At 69.3% G+C, this 15,169-nt stretch carries 16 protein-coding genes; 10 read left to right on the top strand and 6 right to left on the bottom strand.

Annotated elements, in window-relative coordinates; translation table 11 throughout:
* Positions 1–39 precede the first annotated feature (39 nt).
* Genes CQ042_RS14950 through CQ042_RS14935 form a run of 4 tightly spaced genes read left to right on the top strand, consistent with a single transcriptional unit; the run spans position 40 to position 4,525 of the window.
* Positions 40–1,275, top strand: a complete 1,236-nt coding sequence (locus CQ042_RS14950; RefSeq protein WP_105671248.1) for an aminotransferase class V-fold PLP-dependent enzyme — start codon at positions 40–42, stop codon at positions 1,273–1,275.
* 56 nt (positions 1,276–1,331) lie between these two features.
* The gene (locus CQ042_RS14945) at positions 1,332–2,642 is read left to right on the top strand and encodes a sugar ABC transporter substrate-binding protein (RefSeq protein ID WP_105671247.1); all 1,311 of its coding nucleotides are present in this window, start codon (positions 1,332–1,334) and stop codon (positions 2,640–2,642) included.
* A gap of 3 nt (positions 2,643–2,645) precedes the next feature.
* Positions 2,646–3,608 (top strand): carbohydrate ABC transporter permease, encoded by a 963-nt coding sequence (locus tag CQ042_RS14940; protein ID WP_105671246.1) that lies wholly within the window; start codon positions 2,646–2,648, stop codon positions 3,606–3,608.
* Positions 3,605–4,525, top strand: coding sequence for a carbohydrate ABC transporter permease (locus tag CQ042_RS14935; RefSeq protein WP_219844868.1), 921 nt, complete (start codon positions 3,605–3,607; stop codon positions 4,523–4,525). The genes CQ042_RS14940 and CQ042_RS14935 overlap by 4 nt, the downstream gene beginning before the upstream one ends.
* Before the next feature lie 94 nt (positions 4,526–4,619).
* Here CQ042_RS14935 and CQ042_RS14930 read toward each other — a convergent pair whose 3' ends face one another.
* Genes CQ042_RS14930 through CQ042_RS14920 form a run of 3 tightly spaced genes read right to left on the bottom strand, consistent with a single transcriptional unit; the run spans position 4,620 to position 7,704 of the window.
* Positions 4,620–5,633, bottom strand: coding sequence for an aldo/keto reductase family protein (locus CQ042_RS14930; protein WP_105671245.1), 1,014 nt, complete (start codon positions 5,631–5,633; stop codon positions 4,620–4,622).
* A 51-nt stretch (positions 5,634–5,684) separates the two neighbouring features.
* On the bottom strand, positions 5,685–6,194 hold the full coding sequence (locus tag CQ042_RS14925) for a hypothetical protein (protein WP_105671244.1): 510 nt from the start codon (positions 6,192–6,194) through the stop codon (positions 5,685–5,687).
* A gap of 10 nt (positions 6,195–6,204) precedes the next feature.
* On the bottom strand, positions 6,205–7,704 hold the full coding sequence (locus CQ042_RS14920; protein ID WP_258132268.1) for a PLP-dependent aminotransferase family protein: 1,500 nt from the start codon (positions 7,702–7,704) through the stop codon (positions 6,205–6,207).
* Between the two features lie 19 nt (positions 7,705–7,723).
* Here CQ042_RS14920 and CQ042_RS14915 point away from each other — a divergent pair, with 19 nt between their 5' ends.
* Complete coding sequence (locus CQ042_RS14915) at positions 7,724–8,062, top strand: hypothetical protein (RefSeq protein WP_105671242.1); 339 nt, start codon at positions 7,724–7,726, stop codon at positions 8,060–8,062.
* Here the strand turns inward: CQ042_RS14915 and CQ042_RS14910 are convergent.
* Positions 8,050–9,585: a DUF4407 domain-containing protein gene (locus CQ042_RS14910; RefSeq protein ID WP_105671241.1), complete on the bottom strand. Its 1,536-nt coding sequence runs from the start codon at positions 9,583–9,585 to the stop codon at positions 8,050–8,052. The two genes, CQ042_RS14915 and CQ042_RS14910, sit on opposite strands and share 13 nt — an antisense overlap.
* Before the next feature lie 160 nt (positions 9,586–9,745).
* Positions 9,746–10,318 carry a TetR/AcrR family transcriptional regulator gene (locus tag CQ042_RS14905; protein ID WP_105671240.1) on the bottom strand — a complete coding sequence of 191 codons (573 nt, stop codon included), beginning with the start codon at positions 10,316–10,318 and terminating at the stop codon, positions 9,746–9,748.
* A 67-nt stretch (positions 10,319–10,385) separates the two neighbouring features.
* Between CQ042_RS14905 and CQ042_RS14900 the strand changes: the two genes are divergently transcribed.
* Positions 10,386–11,030, top strand: a complete 645-nt coding sequence (locus CQ042_RS14900; RefSeq protein WP_105671239.1) for an NAD(P)H-dependent oxidoreductase — start codon at positions 10,386–10,388, stop codon at positions 11,028–11,030.
* Here the strand turns inward: CQ042_RS14900 and rlmN are convergent.
* Positions 10,979–12,280 carry a 23S rRNA (adenine(2503)-C(2))-methyltransferase RlmN gene (gene rlmN / locus CQ042_RS14895; RefSeq protein ID WP_181157586.1) on the bottom strand — a complete coding sequence of 434 codons (1,302 nt, stop codon included), beginning with the start codon at positions 12,278–12,280 and terminating at the stop codon, positions 10,979–10,981. The genes CQ042_RS14900 and rlmN overlap by 52 nt on opposite strands.
* Before the next feature lie 70 nt (positions 12,281–12,350).
* On the opposite strand from rlmN, the gene CQ042_RS20830 reads away from it, so the two are divergent.
* From CQ042_RS20830 to CQ042_RS14875, 4 genes are all read left to right on the top strand, one after another.
* Positions 12,351–12,938, top strand: a complete 588-nt coding sequence (locus CQ042_RS20830) for a ribosomal protein L7/L12 (RefSeq protein WP_374954472.1) — start codon at positions 12,351–12,353, stop codon at positions 12,936–12,938.
* Positions 12,939–13,000: 62 nt separating this feature from the next.
* Positions 13,001–13,639 (top strand): bifunctional 4-hydroxy-2-oxoglutarate aldolase/2-dehydro-3-deoxy-phosphogluconate aldolase, encoded by a 639-nt coding sequence (locus CQ042_RS14885; protein ID WP_105671238.1) that lies wholly within the window; start codon positions 13,001–13,003, stop codon positions 13,637–13,639.
* A gap of 160 nt (positions 13,640–13,799) precedes the next feature.
* Positions 13,800–14,387 carry an ankyrin repeat domain-containing protein gene (locus CQ042_RS14880; RefSeq protein ID WP_258132267.1) on the top strand — a complete coding sequence of 196 codons (588 nt, stop codon included), beginning with the start codon at positions 13,800–13,802 and terminating at the stop codon, positions 14,385–14,387.
* A complete protein-coding gene (locus tag CQ042_RS14875; protein WP_105671236.1) occupies positions 14,384–15,133 on the top strand; it encodes a sulfite exporter TauE/SafE family protein in 750 nt (249 codons plus the stop codon). Before CQ042_RS14880 ends, CQ042_RS14875 begins: the two co-directional genes overlap by 4 nt.
* The last annotated feature ends 36 nt before the right edge of the window (positions 15,134–15,169 follow it).

Here is a 15,169-nt window from a genome sequence, read left to right as displayed (position 1 = left end):
AGTTGTGCAACAACTCGCCCCACTCACCGATGAGGATCGATGCCCGCACCGCTGTTCCCCGCACCGCTCACGCTGAACTCCGGCATGCGAGCGCGCGACGCCTGGCCCCTCGACCCGGCAGTGATCCACCTCAACCACGGATCCTTCGGCGCGGTCCCGTCCGTCGTCGTCGAGCACCAGGATGCCCTGCGCCGTCGCGCGGACCTCAGCCCGGTCGAGTGGTTCCCGCGCATCGCCGAACGCGTGCAGGAGGCCCGCGAGCGCACCGCCCCGTTCGTCGGTGCCCGCGCGGAGGACACTGCGTTCGTGCCCAATGCGTCCGCAGCCGCGACCGTCGTCTACAACGCCCTGCAGCTCGAGACCGGCGACGAGATCCTGGTGACCGACCAGGGCTACGGCGCCATCACGATGGGAGCCGAGCGCCTCGCCCGCCGCTTCGGCGCACGCGTGCGCACCGTCGCCCTTCCCCTGCTCTCCTCCGACGACGAGATCGTGCAGCTCTTCGTCGACGAGCTCACACCCCGCACCCGCCTGCTCGTCATCGACCAGATCACCTCGCCCACCGCCCGGCTGCTGCCCACTCGACGCATCGCCGACGCGGCGGCCGAACGGGGCGTGCGCACGCTCGTCGACGGCGCCCATGCCCCCGGCCTCATCCCCGATGCGGCCGCGGTCGCGGGCGGCGACTGGTGGTTCGGCAACCTGCACAAGTGGCCCTGCGCCCCGCGCGGATCCGCCCTGCTGGTCACGTCCGCGCCCGACCGCGACGAGCTCTGGCCGCTCATCGACTCCTGGGCCGCGCGCGAGCCGTACCCCTCCCGCTTCGACACCCAGGGCACGATCGACGCCACGACGTACCTGGCCACCCCGACCGCCATCGACTTCATCGAGGACGAGTTCGGCTGGGCGGCGGCGCGCATGGCGATGGCGGAGATCGCGGATGCCGGCGCCGAGCTGATCGCCGAAGCACTGCGCCCGTACGGCGACGAGGACCCCCTGACCCCACTCCCCTCACCGGTGCCGTCGATGCGTCTCGTGCGTCTTCCGCTCGGACTCGGCGCGACGCGCGAAGAAGCCGATGCCCTGCGCATGGACCTGCTCGACGAGGTCGGGGTCGAGACGGCCTTCACGAGTTTCCGCGGCATCGGCTACTTCCGTCTGTCCGCGCATCTCTACAACGAGGCCGCCGACTACGAGGCCTTCGTCGAGCGCTGCATCCCGCAGATCCTGAGCCGCGCCGGCATCCGCCGCGCCGACTCCCTGATCCTTCCCTGACCGCATCCGTCCGCCCGCCCGACCGCAACACCCCCACCCCAACCGAGAGGCACATCGTGAAGAACAAGATCTTGACGACCGCAGCGGGATTCGGCACCGTCGCCGTCCTCGCTCTCACCGGCTGTTCCGCAAGCTCCGGCCCGTCCGCCGACGGCACCGTCACCCTGCAGATGGTCGAGAGTCTGACCAACCCCGCCCGCACCGAGCTCCTGCGCGGGCTGCTCGACGACTTCGAGAAGGCGAACCCGAAGATCACGGTCAACCTCGTCTCGCCGCCCACCGAGCAGGCCGATGCGAAGATCCAGCAGATGCTGCAGTCCGGCAAGGGCGTCGACGTGCTCGAGGTCCGTGACATCACGGTCGGACCGTTCGCCAACAACGGCTGGCTGTACGATCTCGCCCCCGACCTCGAGAAGTGGGACGGCTGGGATGCCCTGACCGACAACGCCCAGTCCGCCTCGGTCGCCGCCGACGGCAAGAGCTACTTCGTGCCCTACGGCTTCTACGGGCTGTCGCTGTTCTACCGCACCGACCTCGTGAAGGACGCGGGCTTCGACGGTCCGCCGCACAGCTGGAAGGACCTTCTGGAGCAGGCGAGCACGATCCAGGACCCGTCGAACAACATCTACGGCTACGCGTTCCGCGGTGGCCAGAACGCCAACAGCAACGTGGTCGCGGCCATCGAGGCGTACACGATCGACGGGCTCGACGTCGACGACGCCTTCCTGATGGAAGACGGCTCGACGATCTTCGCCGCCCCCGAGGCGCAGGATGCCGTGGACGACTACTTCGACCTGTTCAAGGAAGCTTCTCCGCCCTCGGCCGTCTCGTGGGGCTATCCCGAGATGGTCGCCGGCTTCACGAACGGCACCACCGCGTTCCTGCTGCAGGATCCCGAGGTCATCGCGACCGTGCAGGACTCCTCACTGACCGAGGACCAGTGGGACACCGCCCCGCTGCTCGTCGGCCCGTCCGGCAAGGCGGCGCAGCCGCTGGCCGTCGCCGGCTGGGGCGTGGCGGAGGCCAGCGAGAACAAGGAGGCGGCCGTCAAGCTGGTCGAGTTCCTCTCGTCGGCCGAGCCGGCCACCGAGTTCGCGCAGGCCAACAGCCTGGTGCCGATCATCTCCGCCGCCGCGGACGACGAGTTCTACGCCTCCGGCCCCTGGACGAGCTACGTCACGATGACCGACGACCCGGAGACCTACGTCAACGTCCGGCAGCCGCGAGGGGTCAGCTGGTGGACCGAGTGGATCCAGAAGTCCGACCAGGACGTGCAGAACGTGCTGCTGGGCAACATGTCGACCAGCGACCTGCTGGCCTCGTGGGATGCGTTCTGGACCGAGAAGTACGCCGCGGAAAAGGGCTGACCTGTGGCCCGCATCGCTCCTGAGGGAGGCTCCGTCGGCACTGCTTCGCAGCAGGCAGCCGTCGGGGCCTCCCCGGCATCCCGCCGACGCCCGTTCCGCGGCCGTCAGGCGTGGACGCTGCTGGCGTTCCTCGCGCCGGCGATCGTCTTCGTCTGCTGGTTCACCTACTGGCCGATGCTGCAGGGCGCGCGCATGGCCTTCCACGACTGGAACCTGTGGGACCTCACCTCGACGCCGTTCGTGGGCTTCGACAACTTCCTCGCGGTGTTCCGCGATCCGGCCTTCCCGACCGTGGCATGGAACTCGGTGCTGTGGGTCGTCGGCTCGCTCGTGCCGCAGCTCGTCATCGGGTTCCTGATCGCGCTCGCTCTGCGCAAGAGGTTCCGCTTCCGGGGCCTCTACCAGGCATTGGTGTTCTTCCCGTGGGCGGTGTCGGGCTTCCTGATCGGCATGCTGTTCCGCTGGATGTTCAACGCCGAGTTCGGCGTGGTCAACGACCTGCTCATGAAGGTCGGGCTGATCGACGCGCCTCTCCCCTGGCTGGCCGACCCGAAGCTCGCGATGTTCGCGGTGATCGTCGCCAACGTCTGGTACGGGGTGACGTTCTTCGCGATCATGATCCTCGCGGCCCTCCAGTCGGTTCCCGACGAGATGTTGGAGGCGGCGAGCCTCGACGGCGCCGGTAAGTTCCGGCAGCTGTTCTCGATCATCATCCCGTACATCTCGATGACGCTGCTGCTGACGATCCTGCTGCGGGTGATCTGGATCTTCAACTTCCCCGACATCATCTACGCGATGACCAACGGCGGCCCCGCCAACCAGACGCACATCATCACGACCTGGATGATCAACTACACCCAGCAGGGCAACTACGGCTTCGCGAGCGCGATCGGCCTCATCGTGATGGCCGTCCTGTTCGTGTTCTGCGCGTTCTACCTGATGGCGATGCGGAGAGTGCAGCGATGACCATGACAGACGCCTCGCGAACGGGCTCCTCGATCACCGAGACCCGCCGCATCACCGTGCCGGATCCGGCATCCGCCCCACGCCCGAAGCCGCGCGTCACGATCGGCGGCGTCGTCCGCGTCGTGGGTCTCGGACTCTGGCTCGTGATCACGCTGTTCCCGCTGTATTGGATCGCGCTGACGTCGATCAAGTCGCCGGGCACGATCAACCGCTTCCCGATCGAGTACTGGCCGAGCGAGCCGTCGCTCGAGAACTACATCAGCCTGTTCCAGAAGAGCTCGTTCGGCGTCTTCCTCGGCAACTCCGCCCTGGTCGCCGTCGTCGGCGGGGCGGTGGCGACGCTCATCGCCCTGCTGAGCGCCTACGTGCTCGCCCGGTTCGAGTTCCGCGGAAAGGGCGCGGTCCTGATCGCGTTCCTGCTCACGCAGATGATCCCGGCGTTCATCGCGCTCGGCCCGCTGTACTCGATGATGACCGACCTGGGCCTGGTCGACACCAAGCCCGGCCTGATCCTCGTCTACATCGCGATCTGCATCCCCTTCTCGACGGTGATGCTCCGCGGCTTCTTCGAGAACGTGCCCGATGCGCTCGAAGAGGCGGCGATGATCGATGGATGCTCACGCCTCGGCGCCCTGTTCCGGGTGCTGGTCCCGGTGATGACCCCCGGCATCATCGCGGCGTTCATCTTCAACTTCGTGAACTGCTGGAACGAACTGTTCCTGTCAGTCGTGCTGATGAACACCGACGCGAACCGCACCGTCCCGTCGGCGTTGAACGGCTTCATCTCGACGTTCAACATCGACTGGGGCTCCATGAGCGCCGCGGCCGTCCTGACGATCCTGCCGACCATGGCGATGTTCGCACTCGCGAGCCGCTGGATCGTGCAGGGCCTGACCGCCGGCGCCGTCAAGGAGTAATACTCGAATCGCGCAGCGAGAAGGCCGCCGTTTCGAGGAACGGCGGCCTTCTTCGTGTGGTGCGTCAGACGAGGATGCGTCAGACCTGGATGCGTCAGACCAGGCGGGACTTCGGCGACACCGAGTACGTGTTCTCGGCGTCGTGGTTGACCGTGTCGCCGAGGGCCGTGTCGATGGCAGCCATCGTGTCGGCGTCGAGCTTGACGCCCGAGGCCTTGACGGTCTCGGCGAGCTGCTCGGGACGCGAGGCTCCGACCAGGGCCGCCGCCACGTTCGGGTTCTGCAGAACCCAGGCGATCGCGAGCTGCGGCATCGAGAGCCCGGCCTGCTCGGCGATGGGCTTCAGGCGCTGGACGGCGGTGAGGATGTCGTCCTGCAGGAAGCTCTTGATGAAGTCGGCGCCGCTGTGCGGGTCGGTCGCGCGCGAGCCCTCCGGCACCGGCTGACCGGGCAGGTACTTGCCGCTGAGCACGCCCTGCGCCATCGGCGACCAGACGATCTGCGAGATGCCGAGTTCTTCCGACGCCGGAACGACCTTGCCCTCGATCACACGCCACAGCATCGAGTACTGCGGCTGGTTCGAGATGAGCTGGATGCCGAGCTGCTTGGCGAGAGCGTGCCCGTCGCGCAGCTGCTCGGCCGTCCACTCCGAGACGCCGATGTAGAGCGCCTTGCCCTGACGGACGACGTCGGCGAAGGCCTGGAACGTCTCCTCCAGCGGGGTCTCGTAGTCGAAGCGGTGCGCCTGATACAGGTCGACGTAGTCGGTGCCGAGGCGCTGCAGCGAACCGTTGATCGACTCGAAGATGTGCTTGCGGCTCAGGCCGGTGTCGTTCGGACCCTTGGGACCGGTCGGGAAGTAGACCTTCGTGAAGATCTCCAGCCCCTCACGGCGCTGACCCTCCAGTGCCTTGCCGAGCACGACCTCGGCCGCCGTGTTGGCGTAGGTGTCGGCGGTGTCGAAGGTGGTGATCCCGGCGTCGAGCGCGGCATGCACGGTCTTCACGGCGGCATCGTCGCCGACCTGCGAGGCATGGGTGACCCAGTTGCCGTAGGTGATCTCCGAGACCTTGAGACCGCTGTTGCCGAGATAGCGATAGTTGACCATGGATCAACGCTACTGGCTGCCTCCGACGGTGGGGCCGGATGCGGGATCGGGTCAGGCCGGCGCGGGCGCGGATCGGGCGCGGATCACGGCGACGATCCCGCCCATCGCCAGGAGCAGCGCCGCCAGGGCGCTGATCGCGTAGAACACCCTCACCCCGGGGAGGTGGACGCCCGCCGAGATCATGAAGGTGTCCGCCAGCGCCATGCCCGGGCCGAACGAGGCGACGAAGAAGCCCGGCGCTCCGAACATGAGCAGACTCAGGAATCCGGCCGCCGCGATCATCGGAGCGGCACGCGCCGTCACCGCGATCACGCCGAGGGCGAGCGCGAGCACGACCCCCACACCGACGATCGCGATGGTCATGCCCTCGTTCATGGACTCGCCCGCTCCGCTCAGCTCGCCTCTGATCTGTTCGAGGGTGAGCCCCGGGGCGGCCGCGAGCGGCGTCCACACCAGGATCTGCATCGCGGCGAGCACGGCGTAGGCCGTGACGGCGAGCACGCCGGCGATCGAGATCCCTACGGTCTGGATCCGCAGGGTCCGATGCCGCAGCCGAGTCATGCGGGTCATCCTAGGAAGACATCCCGAGAGTCTCCCGATACTCGCGCCAGGCGGCCCCGAGCCGGCGGATACCCTCGGCGAGCGCGTCGTCGGGTGCGGTGAAGGGGATGCGGATGTGGTCGTCGGGCGATTCGGCCACCGCGAACGCCGCGCTTCCGGCGATCGAGACCCCGTGCGCCGCCGCGACCCTGACGAGCGCGGCAGCCGACCCCGCAGGCACCCGCACCCACAGCGAGAGCCCGCCCCGGGGCGGCTCGGCCGTCCAGTCGGGAAGGTGCTCGGCCATCAGACTCTGCAGCAGCCGCAGCCGCTCCTGATGGATGCGGCTGTTCGCGCGGCGGAGGTCGTCGGCACGGGCGATCAGGTCGAGCGCGAGCAGTTGCCCCGGCACACTCGTGGACTGGTCGGCGAGCTGCCGCGCACCGCGCAGGCGGCGCACGAGCACGGGATCGGCGCGCAGCCAGCCGATGCGGAGCCCCGCCCACACCCACTTCGACACCGACTCGACGACGATGATCGGGGCATCCGCACGTTCGGCGGCGAGCGTGGGCGCCACCACGCCGTCGAAGGCGATGCCGGCGAGCACCCGGTCCTCGATGACGGGAACGCCGTACTGCGCGGCGAGCTCGGCGACGCGGTGCCGTGCCGCGGCGGGCAGGCGCGTGCCCGTGGGGTTCTGGTGATGCGGGTTGAGGGCGACGAGCACGGGACGCAGGCGAGCGAGCGCCTGCTCGAGCGCGCCGACGTCGAGCCCGTCGGGGCCCATCGGGATGCCGTGCATCGTGCCACCGCGGAGCCCCACCGAGTCGCTGGCGCCCGGCCAGGTGATCTCCTCCGCGAGCACGATGTCGCCCGGTCCCACGAGCGCGTTGACCACGAGGCTGATGGCCTGCTGCGCCCCGTGGGTGACGAGGATCTGCTCGGGCGTGGTGGGCGTCCCCTCCGCGGTGTACATGTCGGCGATGAGCGTACGCAGCGCCGGAAGCCCGGCCGGGTCCGCCTCGGGCAGCAGCGCGAGATCGAGCCGCGGCTTGTGGTCGCGGATGAGCTGGACGCCGAGTTCGGAGATCTGCGGCACCGTGCGCAGCAGATCGATGGCGTTCGGGAGGGCCGAGAACAGCGCCTCGCCCCTGCCCGGTCGCGATGGGGGCACGACGGACGCCGCGACACCGGTGATGCGGGTGCCGCTCCCCTGTCGCCGCTCGACGACACCCCGTTCGGCGAGGTCCGCGTATGCGGCCACGACCGTGCCCCGGGAGACGGAGCTCGCGGCGGCGAGTGTGCGTTCCGCCGGCAAACGGTCACCGGGACGCAGTTCGCCGCTCGCGATCAGGGCCTCGATGCCGCGGGCGAGACGGGTCGCGAGCGTGCCGTCGCCATGCGTCCACCGGCCGAGCCGCGCCGAGAGCGCATCGGAAGAGACGTCCCCGGCACGCACGAGCGACGAAGCGCCATCCGTGGCCGATCGGTGGTCCAGTGGCCACCCATTGGCCCTGTCATCCGTGCTCATGAGAACTGATTCTGGACCAATGGACAAGCCATTGACCACCCTCGCCACCGATCTTGGGCCAATCGATCCCTATTGGACCATCGCCGAGCTCATCGAATGGCTCAGCGACGACTCCCGTCAGCACGACCCGGCACTGCAGTTTCCGCTGGCTCTGATCGAGTCCGCGCTCACCGGCGAGCAGTGGTCGCGCACCCCGTCGACCGTCGCCCTGATCCGCTCCCTGACCCTGGCGGCCCCGCACCGTCCCGACTCCGTGATCGCCGACGTCCTCCTTCCGGTCGCAGTTCCTGCCGCTCATCTCGTGAGCGGACGACCGAAACCGCGAGCGGAAGGAAAGCCGCAGCGTCAGGTCGCGTGAGCCGACGGAGCAGACGGAGCGGACGGAGGGGAGGGAGGGGTCGGAGTCGTCACGATGTCGGCGCGGTCGCGGAAGCCCTCGGCCGTCACCCGGTCGAGCGCGACCTGCTTGCGGATCGCGGCGGCCTTCTCGTACAGGCTCGGGTCGCCGTAGCTCGTGAGCACCTTCACCAGCACCGGGAGCAGTTCGATCATGAAGAACAGCGCCGCGATGAGGATGTGCGCCCACAGGATCGAGGGCTCCTTCTCGCTCAATCGGTTCAGTCCGCTGATCTGGCTGAGCAGCCCCACCGCTCCGGCGTTGCCCTGCGCCACGGCATCCGCTCTCGCGTTGTACGCGGCGAGCGCCTGGTCGTAGGAATCGCGGGCGGTCGGCAGCTGCGACTTCGCCTGCTCGCGGTTCTGCGTCTCCGACGACGAGGTGTTCTCCTTCGCGGCGGTGCCGGCGGCGGCGAGCTCGTCGTTGGCGGTGCGCAGCTGCGCGGCGAGCGCGTCATAGGTCTGCTGGGCCTCGGCGAGCTGCGCCTGGGCGGCATCCGAGCTGGCGCCCTGGCCGTTGACGCCGGTGCAGCCGGGAACCGTGCCGGCACCCTCACCGGTCAGCTCGCACTGGTAGAGCACGCGCGCCTGGTCGATCACGGCCTGCTGCGCGGTCATCTTCGCCGTCACATCGTCGACCGTGGCCTGCGCCGCGGACTCGGTCGCCGACGACGAGTCGGTTCCCGCGACGATGCCGGTGGCCGCCTGGTTCTCGAGCTCGGCGACCTTGGCGGATGCCGCATCGAGGGCGATCTTCTCCGGCCCGGTCTCGAGCGCCTCCTGGTCGGACTGCGACTGCGTGATGTTGGTGGAGGCGACCTCCCGGGCGATGTCGTTGTGGAAGATCTGCAGCACGAGCGGCTCGGCCACGACGAAGCCGATGATCGCGGCCATGATCACTCGAGGAATCGCGAGACCGATGAGCCGCCACACGTTCCTCGTCGAGCTCATGGTCGAGGTGAGGAAGCGATCGAGGTTGAAGATGATGAGCGCCCACACGAGCGCCAGCGGCACGGCCAGCCACACGGCGGCCTGCACGCCGGTGGTGAGCGCGAAGAGCATCGAGATCGCGGAGACGAGCGCGGTGCCGGCGAGCACGAAGAACATCTGCACGAAGCGGGGCGTCTCGCCGGGGACGCGGTCGAGGATCTCGCCTTCCGCGCCGCCGAGGATCGCGAGGGTCCGTGCGCGCGAACCGGGAGTGCGCGGCGCACGCGTCTTGCGGGGCTTGCGGACCCGCGGCTCACGCGGTGCCTTCACCGCGGCGGGCTCTTCCGCAGCGGGCGCTTCGGCGGCGATGGCATCGGCGATCGGGGTCGCCTCCGACGGCGCGGACTCGGGCGCCTCGCGGGTGGCGTCGTCGGTGCCGGTGGGCTCGAACTCGCGCAGGAAGTCGAGGTCATCCGTGACGGCGTCGGGTTCGCTGTCGAGGATGATCCGACCCTGCGAGTCGTAGCGACCCGGTCGATGGGCGGAATAGGGCATCCGAACAATCTACGAAAGGTCGCCTGTGCATCGCGTGGAAGAGTCCTTTGAGCGACTCACAGGTTGAGGGGTGTCCCCTCGGGTCTCGAATCGCGCACGTGGCTCGATCCGGGCCCGATTTCGAACCGGTTGCGCGATTCGAAAGCGCACGGCGGCAGGATCAGTCCACGGGAAGCAGGCGGTCGAGGGCGGCGGCGTAGGCGGACAGGCCCTCATCGAGCGTGAAGTGCCCGGCGGCGGCGAGCGTGCCGAGTCCGTGAATCAGCCCCCACAGCGCCACGACGTCGGTCGGCCGGTCCAGGCCCACGGCGGCCGCACCCCCGGCGAGCACGGCCTCGAGCCCATCGATCAGGGGCGCCATCGTCGGAGTCGGAGATCCGGGGACGCACACGGTCGGGTCGTAGACGGCATCGAACGCGTGCGGGTGCTCGACGGCGAAGCGGATGTATGCGGAACCGCCGTCGGTGAGCGCTGCTCGCGGGGTCTCGGCCCTCTCCGCGGCGGCGCGGACCTGCCCGAGGAGGTCGGCCATGCTGCGTTCGGCGATCGCCTTGAGCAGTCCGAGCCGGTCGGAGAAGTGGTGGTACGGGGCGTTGTGGCTGACGTTCGCGGCCCGTGCGACCTCGCGCAGGCTGATCTCCGCCGCCGGCATCCGCTCCAGCAGCTGCATCGCGGCATCTTCCAGGGCACGGGCGAGATCGCCGTGGTGGTAGCCGTCCTTCGAACTTGACATGAGCAACATCCTCTCCTATCTTGACAGTGTCCACCAGCTTGACACTGTCCAGATAGGAAACAACGCCATGACTGCTCTCGTGATCGACGGCCACCCAGACGCCCGCTCCCTGACCGCCGCGCTCGCCCAGCGCTATGCCGAAGCCCACGGCGACGCCCGCGTGCTCGCCCTCCGCGACCTCGACTTCGATCCGAACCTGCGCTTCGGCTACCGGGAGCGCATGACGCTGGAGCCCGACCTCGTCGACGCGAAGCACGCGCTGCAGAACGCCGACACGGTCGTCATCGCGACGCCGCTGTGGTGGGGCTCGGTCCCCGCCCTGCTCAAGGGCTTCTTCGACCGTGCCCTGCTGCCGCAGCAGGAGTACCGCTACACGCAGCTCGGCCTCGTCGAGGGGCTGCTGCCGGCGCGCAACGGCCGCCTGCTGCTGCTCGCGGACACACCCTGGTACTTCGTGCCGTTCACCGGGCTCCCCGCCCAGACCCACGTCGCCCGAGGGACGATGCGCTTCTGCGGGATCCGCTCGGTGCGCACGCATCGCATGCTCGGCGTGAAGGACGCCAAGGAGGCGACCATCACTCGATGGCTCGACCGCGCCGAACGTCTCGGCGCCGCGGACGGACGCCGAGACGGTGCACCTCAGGCCGTCGCCTCTGCGCCTCAGGCCATGGCGGCGGAGGCAGCCTCGTCCTCGGTCGTGGCGACGAGCTGACCGCACGCGCCGTCGATCTCCTTGCCGCGGGTGTCGCGGAGGGTCGTCGGGATGCCGGCGTCGTTGAGCCGACGCACGAACTCGTTCGTCACATCCTTCTCGGAAGCCGTCCAGATCGATCCCGGTGTCGGGTTCAGCGGGATCGGGTTCACGTGCACCCAGCCGCGTCCGCGCTGGTTGAGCTTCTCGGCCAGCAGGTCGGCGCGCCAGGCGTGGTCGTTCATGTCCTTGATCAGGGCGTACTCGATCGAGACGCGACGACCGGTCTTGGCGTAGTACTCGTACGCGGCGTCGAGGGCCTCGTCGACCTTCCAGCGCGAGTTCACCGGGATGAGCTCGTCGCGCAGGTGATCGTCGGGGGCGTGCAGTGACAGCGCGAAGGTGACGGGGATGCCCTCGTCGGCGAGCTTCTTGATCGCGGGCACCAGGCCGACCGTCGAGACGGTGATGCCGCGGGCGCTCATGCCCAGACCGTCGGGCTGCGGGGCGACCATCGACCGCACCGCATCCATGACGCGCTTGTAGTTGGCGAGCGGCTCTCCCATGCCCATGAAGACGATGTTCGAGACGCGCTCCATGCTGTGGTCGTCGGACTTCTTGCCACCGAGGCCGCCCTCGGCGATCAGACGGTTGGCACGCACGATCTGCTCGATGATCTCGGCGGTCGACATGTTGCGGGTCAGACCCGCCTGACCGGTCGCGCAGAACGGGCAGTTCATGCCGCAGCCGGCCTGGCTCGACACGCAGAGCGTGATGCGGCCGGGGTAGCGCATGAGCACCGACTCGACGAGTGCCCCGTCGTGCAGACGCCACAGGAACTTGATCGTGTCGCCGCGGTCGGTCTCGAGGCGCCGCACCTCGGTGAGCAGCGGCGGCAGCATCCCGGCGACGAGCTGCTCGCGGGTGTCGGCCGGGAGGTCGGTCATCTGCTCGGGATCCGACGTGTAGTGACGGAAGTAGTGCGTCGAGAGCTGCTTCGCGCGGAAGCCGGGCAGCCCGAGCTCCTTCACCTTCTCGACACGCTCGGCCGGCGTCAGGTCGGCCAGGTGCACCGGCGGCTTGCCGCGCTTGGGGCTCGCGAACTGCAGGAGCGGACGCCCCTCGGCATCCTTCTGCTGGGTCCAGCCCTCGGTCGCGGGGCGCACCTGTGGCTTCTGGGTCTCACGGACCTTTCCCTGAGCGGGGCGACCCTGCGGGGCGGACGCGGATGCAGCGGGGCGCGTCTCGCGCGTGCGGGGAGTCTCGGTCATACCCTCCAGGGTACGCGGTGACGGATGGGAAGCGCCTGGGGCGGGCGGCACCGCCCCGTAGACTGCCCCCATGATGGACGCATGGGAGACTCTCCCCTGGCTCTTCCTGGGATTCTTCCTCTTCCTCGGCGGCGTCATCATCGGCGGCATCTGGATCATCGTGATCGCGCTGCGCAAGACGCGGCCGAAACTGCCCGAGCCGCCGGCCTACGCGCCGACGACCGCGATGTCGCACTCCGTGGCCGCCTCCTCCGCGACCACGACCGTCTCCGGCCTGACCCCCGACGTGGTCGCCGAGATCGACCGGCTCGTCGCGGCCGGACAGAAGATCCACGCAATCAAGCTGTACCGCGACCGCTCCGGAGTCAGTCTGAAAGAGGCGAAGGACCGCATCGACCACTGGTCTGTCAGCACCACGGCCCCGCACCTCGCGGCGGTGTCGAACGCCACCGCCACGCGCTCGTCGATCACCCCGACGGCACCGATCCCGTCGTCGGTGCGCGCGCAGCTGCCGGCCTCGGTGGCGTCCGACATCGACAAGCTGGTCGCCGGCGGCGCGAAGATCGTCGCGATCAAGGCGCTCCGTGAGCACACCGGACTCGGGCTCAAGGAGTCGAAGGACCTGATCGAGGCCTGGCCGCACACGCACGCCTCCTGATCAACTTGTCGTTACAGGCTGCGCCCGCGAGAATGGACGAGCCCGCCCGATGAAGGAGCCCCATGTCCGACCGTCTCGACCGCGCCCGCACCACCGGGATCCTCGCCGTCCTCCGCGCCCCCTCCCCCGAACTGGCACTGGAGGCCTCCGAGGCCATCATCCGCGGCGGGGTCACCGGCATCGAGGTCACCTTCTCGACCCCCGACGCACCGGCCGTGATCCGCGAGCTCATCTCCCGCCACGGTGACGCCGCCTACATCGGCGCCGGAACCGTGACCACAGCGCAACAGGCCGCGGAGGCCGCTGAGGCCGGAGCGGAGTTCCTCGTCAGCCCCGGCACCCTCCCCCACCTCACGCGCAGCATGCTCGACACCGGCCGCGTCGTGATGACCGGCGCGATGACGCCCAGCGAGGTCATGGGAGCCCTCGAGCTCGGCGTCGACGTCGTGAAGATCTTCCCCGCGTCCCTCGGCGGCCCGTCCTATCTCGGTGCCCTGCGCGGACCGTTCCCCGATGCGCCTCTGATGCCGACGGGCGGCGTGAACCCCGACAACCTGGCCGCCTGGTTCGCGGCCGGCGCGGTGGCGGTCGGCGCCGGCGGAGACCTCGCGAACAGCGCATCGATCACGGCATCCGACTGGGCGGACATCGAGCAGCGCGCCGCACGGTTCGCCGCCGCGCTCGCCGCCACGCGGGGCTGATTCTTCCACACGCCCCATCGTTTGGTATACCGGACGCATGCGTGTGCGACGGATCCTGGTCACCGGCGCCGTCGTGGCCGTCCTGCTGACCGCGACCGGCTGCACGGCGGCGTCGTCGGCGTCGGCACCGCATTCATCCCCGCCGACTCAGGAGGCCCCCATGACCGACGCCACTCGCGAGCTGCTCACCGCCGCCGAGGCCGGAGACGCCGAGTCCGTGCGAGCGGCGATCGACCGGGGCGCGGACATCGAGGCGCGGGGAGCCGGCGGTATGACGGCCCTGATCGCCGCGACCAAGGCGAACCACGTCGACGCGGCGCGGATCCTCATCGACGCCGGCGCCGACGTGAACGCGAAGGATGACATCCAGGACTCCGCCTACCTCTACGCGGGCGCCCGCGGACACGACGACATCCTCCTGCTGACTCTGGAGAACGGCGCCGACCTCGAGAGCACGAACCGCTTCGGCGGCACCGCCCTGATCCCGGCGTCCGAACGCGGGCTGCTCTCGACCATCGAGATCCTGCTCGAGGCGGGCGTCGACCCGAACCACGTCAACAACCTGAACTGGACGGCGCTGCACGAGGCGATCGTACTCGGAGACGGATCAGCGACCTACGTCGACGTGGTGCGGGCACTCATCGACGGCGGCGCCGACATCGGCATCCCCGACGGTGACGGCGTGCTCCCGATCGACCTCGCGACAGCCCGCGGCTACGACGCGATCGTCACCGAGCTCGAACGGTGATCGCCCTCGATCCGTGGGCCTGGGCGGCTCTCGCCGTCGCCGCGGTGACGATCGGCATCTCGAAGACCGCGCTGCCCGGCGGCAGCATCCTGGCGATCGCCCTGTTCGCGGCCGTGCTGCCCGCGCGCACCTCCACCGCGGCGACCCTGCTGCTGCTGATGGTCGGTGACCTGTTCGCGCTGTTCGCCTACCGTCGTCACGCGCATTGGCCGACGCTGCTGCGGCTCGCCCCCGCGGTCATCGCCGGTCTCCTCGTCGGATTCGCCTTCCTCGCGCTCGCCGGTGACGGGGTGGTGCGTCGGGCGATCGGCGTGATCCTGCTGCTGATGATCGCCGTGACGCTGTGGCGGCGCTGGCGGCAGAGCAGAGCGGATGCCGTGGCACCGGCATCCGGAGGCCTCGTGCTCGCGGCCGCCTACGGCACGCTCGGCGGGTTCACCACGATGGTCGCCAACGCGGGCGGCCCGGTCATGTCGATGTACTTCCTGGCCACCCGCACGCCCGTGCAGGTGTTCCTCGGCACGTCCGCGTGGTTCTTCGCGATCATCAACGTGATCAAGGTGCCGTTCCTCACGGGCCTCGGGCTGTTCCAGGCGCCCGTGCTGCTGATGGATGCCGTGCTCGCCCCGCTCGTCGTGATCGGCGCACTCCTCGGCCTGCGGGTCGCGCGTCGCATGAACCAGCGCGTGTTCGACCGCATCGTGATCGCGCTCACGATCGTCGGTGCGGTGTATCTGCTGATCTGACCCGCGGCCCTGTCTCCCGCCCCCTACTCCAGCCCT

Source organism: Microbacterium sp. MYb62, assembly GCF_002979475.1.
GTDB lineage: Bacteria > Actinomycetota > Actinomycetes > Actinomycetales > Microbacteriaceae > Microbacterium.
Note: the sequence above shows the minus strand (reverse complement) of the source record. Positions and strands in the feature narration are given on the sequence as shown.